The 6,641-nt window shown below is 39.7% G+C and carries 2 protein-coding genes; both read left to right on the top strand.

The genetic code is table 11. The features are described 5' to 3' along the window. Positions 1 to 3,436 (top strand): FG-GAP repeat domain-containing protein (locus A3G3_RS14635; protein WP_026212947.1); only part of this gene is annotated, 3,436 nt, incomplete at its 5' end. 20 nt (positions 3,437 to 3,456) lie between these two features. Continuing rightward, positions 3,457 to 6,641: transglutaminase-like domain-containing protein (locus tag A3G3_RS13520; protein WP_019520166.1), on the top strand; the 3,185-nt coding region annotated here is incomplete at its 3' end.

Here is a 6,641-nt window from a genome sequence, read left to right as displayed (position 1 = left end):
TGCAAAAAATGGACAGTTACTAGCAGAATATAATGCACCTGCAAGTTCTGGAGGTTCACCTGTGATTGCTGATTTTGATGGTGATGGTCTATCAGATATTGGTGTTGCTCGTACTTATAATTATGTGGCTATGCGTGGTGATGGAAGTATTATTTGGAATACACCAATTAATGATGGGTCAGGTGGCACAGGTTCAACGGTTTTTGATTTTGATAATGATGGTAAAACAGAAGCGGTTCATTTTGATGAGCAATATTTAAGGATTTATGATGCGAGTACAGGAGTAGAACGCATTAAAATCCCAAATAGGACACCAACTGCACATGAATATCCAATAGTCGGTGATTTTGATGCAGATGGTCATGCCGATATTATTATTACATCTAATAGTGATGGTATAAGAATGATATCAGGCAAAAACAAAGACTGGGCAAACACTCGCAACATTTGGAATCAGTACAGTTACCATGTTACCAATATTAACGATGATTTAAGTGTACCTGTAAAAGAGCCAAACAGTTGGGAAGTGCATAACACATACCGAGCCAACCTACTATTAAACCAGAATGCAACATCAGCCGTTGATTTAACCACATCTTACTTACAAATCATTGATAATGGCATTCATGCCCCAACCCAATTTAGAGCCAGAATTGGCAATGCAGGAGCCAAAATCGCCCCTAAAGGCACACCAATTAGCTTTTACCAAAAAGACAACACAGGTCAAAGCAAACTATTGGGTATTGTTAGATTAGATAAAGATTTAGGGTTTGATGAATTTGTTGATATTAACCTAGATTATAGCCCATTAACAGGTACACTAAAAGACTTTGGCGAAATTGTCGTGATTGCCAACGATGCAGGTGCAGGTATAGAGAGTGCTACAGGTATTCCAAACCCAACCGACCCAACAGCACCACAAGATAATCACGGTGTTATTCAAGAATATAGCCGACATAACAACATTGCCAGTCTTAGTGTAACAGCTGATTTCACAGGATTTAGTTTAGCAGGAACATTGGATAAAAATATTTATACTGCCAATGAACAAGTACAAATCACCAGTATTCCAACTAATCTAGGCAGTTTTAGCGTAACACCTAAGGTTAAAATTACGATTTTAGATGAGGTTGGCAATACAATTCATCAATTTGCTGAACAATCTACCCAATTAGGCATAGCAGTACTTGGCAGGCCTTTACTGAATGAAAATAGTGCTACCTTAAAAAATATCTGGAATACAACCCAACACAGAGTTGGTAACTATACCGCTAAAATTGAACTGATTCATCAAAATCAAGTTGTTGCCAGTGTTAATAGACCATTTTCCATTGTTGCAGATGGTGCCATTGGACAAACCAACACCCTTTTGGCAACAGATAAAACCCAATACCAAGCAACTGACCTTGTCCAAATTCACTCAAGACTACTCAATACTGCCAGTAATGCCATGGCAACCGCCAGAGAGATTAGCCTAACCGTTACTGACCCAACAGGGCAAATCATCTGGACAAAACAATATAATTATCAAGAATTATCACCAAATGCCATTAAAGACCAGTATTTTACCTTGCCACTTCATCAAGCAACGGCAGGGGATTATGTCGTAACCAGTATTACCACAGCACCTGATGGCTCACAAAGCCGTCAAACCCTGACCCAAACGTTTAAAGTATTATCTGTTAGTGAAACAGGTAGCAACTTATCAGGTGCAATTACCAGTCCGCATCAGGTAGAAATTGGCGACAATGTCAATCTTAATTGGCAATTAAATAATCCAAACAACCATAAAATTACAAACATTCCTTTAGAGATAGCCTTGTTTAAGGGGGATAGTACCACCGCTTTCCACACGATTTCGCTACCTAATGGTAATGTATCTGCACAAAACCATGTCTCAGGCAACCAAACATGGCTATCAACAGGTAATCATGGGGATATTGTTACTGTGATGTTGGTAGCAACATTTAACGGTGAGAAAAAGGCAATCGCCCAAACCCAGATTAAACTTATTGAAGCACCTATTACCGCAACTTTTACCAACAAAGAAAATCAAAAAGATACGCTTTTAGTTTACTATAGTTGTGAAAATGGTTGGTACACTTCCTTGAGTAACTCTGGAGCAGGTAACTTTAACTACCCATGTTTTGATGAAAGAGCCAACATTATTCGTTCATACCTTGACCGTTTACAAGTCAATTATAAACTGGTCAAACATCCATGGGAATTTAGACATGAATTACAAAGTGGTATTTATGGTAACTACTGGATATTGGGTGCTGTAGAAAACTTAAGTCCACACACCTACAAAGAGTTGGTAGAAAGAGTGCATACAGGCGATAACCTATTATTTGACGCAGGTATGCACAGTTGGCTAAACCATGATTTATTTAAATTAGCAGGGGTAACTTATCAAGGAAGAGCTGTGATAAATCAATCACAGATGACCCCAAATACCCAATATTTGCCCACAACAAATGATAAAAATATTGATACTGCCCTGTTAAATACCCAAATGCAAATCAAAGGGCAACCTTTACATAGTAATTGGGCATTGACGTTAAAACCCAATAGCCAATCAACGCAAGTTTGGGCGATATTTGGTAATAATCAACAATTTTTAAATCAACCAGTCACACATCAACGATTTAATGCAATCACCACTGCACCATATGGTAAGGGTTATCCTATGGTAATGTCGTTTGATTTAATCCGTAGTCTAGATTTGGCAAGAACAAGCCAACTACCAATCTACCAAAATAATGCCAATATCTCTCAATTACGTTGGAATAGTATTTTATCACAACTGCTAAAAGACCGAAGAGTCAAAGCTCGTGGTGAATATGTCTCAAGAGAGCCTGTAAAAATTCCGATTACACTCAACAATGGTTCAAGCACACCAAAACACATTACGGTTGAGGTCAGTTTACCAAATGGGGCGGATTGGTTAGGCTCAACAGGTGGCATTACAAAAAACACCACACAACACTATCAAATCACCTTAAAACCTAAACAATCAATCAATGAGGTCTTAACGGTGCGTTTGCCTGAACAAGCAGGGACACATGCCGTTAAAATTAAAATTAGTGAAGGCAATAAAGTTATCAATCAACTAGAAAGCCGTTATCTGGTCAGAGATATTGCTAGTAGAATTAAACTACTGAAACAACATATTGACCCATGGCGTGTTGTTGGTACGAATGGTACATTAGCATTGGGTGCTAAAACACAAATTGGCTTAATTCAAACACATTTAAATACAAAAGTTGATGAATTAGCGGTTTATGAAGCCGCCAATCTTGCAACAACATTATCTAAAATGCAAGAAACACCAACCCATCAAAGCACTATGTTACGTTATGAAGCTGATGAGCTATTAAAAGCCCTGCAAATCAAATGGTATTTAGCAAGAAACGGCAAAAAACCACTACCCTAGGAAGAAAGTAGGAAAACAAAATGAGTATATTTTTTAACAACAACAAAAACGAACAAAAAGCCACATGGCTCACCAAAAGCGTTAGCCTACTTTGTACCAGTGCGATGTTAAACGTATTGGTACTACCAGCAACCCTAGCAAAAGCCCAAGAAGCTCCCCAACAACAAAGTATTGTTGGGGAAAACGCCTATGAACAACTGGTAAACCTAAACACCCAATACCAACTACAAACCCAAGACTACCAACAAACCCAAACAAAAAAACGCACAGGCAGAAGCATTTACCAAAAAGCCAAAGACGGCATCATCAGCCTATTTACCAACAATAGTGAAACTATCAACTACGACCCAACCCAACTACAAAACACCATAGACAGACTAGAACACTTAAAACAACAGCTAGCTGATGAACAAAACCGCCTAATGGCGGAGCTTGCACAACAAAAAACCACCCTACAAAACAGCAACAATCAAACCGCCCTAACAGAACATGAAGAACTCACCCAAGAAGCACAAAACCGCTATCAAACCCTACAAAACTTGATAGAAAACGCCCTACAAGCCCCAACGAGTGGACAACAATATCAAGCCTTACAAGCATTAAGCAAACAACTAGAAGCATGGCAACCCGTCAAACGGCAAACTGACATGGAAAACCTACCATGGGGCACACCCAATAACAAGGTAAGAGAACCCATTGTTAAAGAAAATACCAATGCTATCGCCCCTGCCACCTTTAAACAAAAAATCACCGCCGTAGAACAATGGCGACAAACCGAATACCAAATCGGACAATATCTATTAAACCAACAACACAAAAACGGCATTATCCCCATTAACCAATTATCAGGACAAAGCCAAGCAGGGGAATGGGCAGTATTAAAATCCCTACCTGCACAAGTGAGTGAAGCTGACCTTGGTGAAACCGATGATGTACAAATCAGCCAAGCTATCAAAGACAAAGCCAAAGAACTAGACCACAACCCAACAAAAATCTATAAATGGGTACATGATAACATTGAATTTGTACCAAGTTATGGCAGTATTCAAGGCTCCGATTACACCTTGCAAACCATGCGTGGTAACGCAACCGATACCGCAAGCTTATTAATCGCATTACTCAGAGCCAGTAAAATCCCTGCACGCTATGTGTATGGTACGGTTGATATCCCTGCCAAACAAGCCATGGATTGGGTGGGTGGTGTCAATAACATAGACGCTGCCCAAAACCTACTAGGGCAAGGTGGTGTACCCAATACTGCCCTAATGAGCGGTAGCGAAGCCAAATATTTACGCTTAGAGCATACTTGGGTTGAAGCCAATGTAACCAATCTACCTGCCAAAGGCTCTATCAATAATCTTGCCAACAACCAAGGCAATATGTGGATACCGCTTGATGCCAGTTATAAATCGTATATACGCACCAAAGGCATTGACCTTGCCAAAGCAGTGCCTTTTGACGCTCAAAAACTCATTGACCAAGCCAAACAAGGGGCTACCATTAACGAAACAACAGGGGCAGTGAGTAATCTTAACCAAAATGCGGTCAATACGGCTATCCAAGACTACCAAAAACAGGTAGAAACCTACTTAAAACAACATCACCCTGATGCAACAGTGGGCGATGTATTGGGTACAGACACGATAAAACCGTACAAAAGCCAGTTTTTAAGCCCTGTTTTGCCTTATAAAATCAAAACAGTGATTGGGGATTATCATACGTTGCCTGATAATATGAAGCATTATTTTGAAATGCAACTATTTGAAAGTACTGATACAGGGTTGTTTGGCTTTAATCGTTATTTAGATGAAAATAGCCCAATTGCAACGGTAAAACTACCAACCACCAAACTACAAGGTAAGCCCTTATCATTGTCATTTAAACCTGCTAATGAAAGTGATGAAAAAAACTTACTAAACTATCTGCCAAAAGATGAAAATGGTACTTTACCGAGCTATCTACCAACCAATATCAACATGACCCCTGAACTTAGCCTTGATGGTGAAGTTTTATTATCAAAAGGTAGCTACAAGCTAGGCTCTGAAGTTAAACTAAAATACGGATTTAATAGCCCTAACAGTGATTTGCCAAGCCTTGTGAATAAAGATGTAACAGCAGGGGAATATCATGCTATCGGTTACAATCTACAAGGCATGAGCCAACAACAGTTAGAGAAAACTAAAAAAACATTGGAAGATACCAAAGCCAAATTAGAAAAATTCCAAGCAACCAAAGACCAAACGGCTCTTGCAGGATTGACCAAGCATGATTTGACAGGTGCTATCATGCAAGCAGGGGTACAAAGCTATTTTGCGGTGTTACAGGCTCAAGATGTGATTGCTCAAAAACAAGCAGGGATTATCACCAATCCTTATATGAGTATTGGTACATTTGGAACAGGATTGAGTACCCAATATCGTTATGGTATCGCAATCAACACCAAACCCAAGGGGGTGATTATGGATATTGACCGTATCTTAAAACAAACGGTTGATAAAGATAATGTCCGAGCCAAAGTAACTGCCTATAATCGTGCGACGGGTCCGAGTATGTCGCTCAATGAAAACTTGATTCCTGAACAGTTGTTTGATGATCCTAATACGACTGAAAAGGAAGCTCAGGGTATTTCAGCAGTAAAAGCGTTGCAGATTGCCAGTTCTCAAGGTCAAACGATTTATACGGTTACCAAAGCCAATTATTCAGAAATTTTACCAAAACTTAATCACAGCACGGATGTAATGACAGATGTGCGAAATGCGATTAATGCAGGTAAGGAAGTAACGATTTCACAAAAACAGATAAATGCGTTTGGTTGGAGTGGGACTGGGTATATTGTGCTTGACCCTGAGAGTGGGGTTGGGGCTTATATGATTGGGGGTGGGGCTGATGGGGGAATTTTACCTATGATTGGTGGGCTTGGGGTTGGTATTCTGTTTTCAATTATTCTTGCAAGTTTTGGAGCTGCGGTTACAGCAGGGGGATCTTTAATATTATTAGCTCTAGCTGCCATAGTTTTGGCTATCACAGCTTATTATCTATGGAGTAATTATACAGATGACCAAAGACAGTGTTTTTGGCAAGGATTTGATACAGGTGCAATTTTGGGTGGTGCAGGTGCTGCTAGTCTTGTAAAAAGAGTATCTAACGCACTATATACAGCTCAAGAAGCAGCTTTAGTGGCTAGAGCTCAAAATATTGGGGCTGG

Source organism: Moraxella boevrei DSM 14165 (assembly GCF_000379845.1).
Classification (GTDB): Bacteria; Pseudomonadota; Gammaproteobacteria; order Pseudomonadales; family Moraxellaceae; genus Faucicola; species Faucicola boevrei.
Note: the sequence above shows the minus strand (reverse complement) of the source record. Positions and strands in the feature narration are given on the sequence as shown.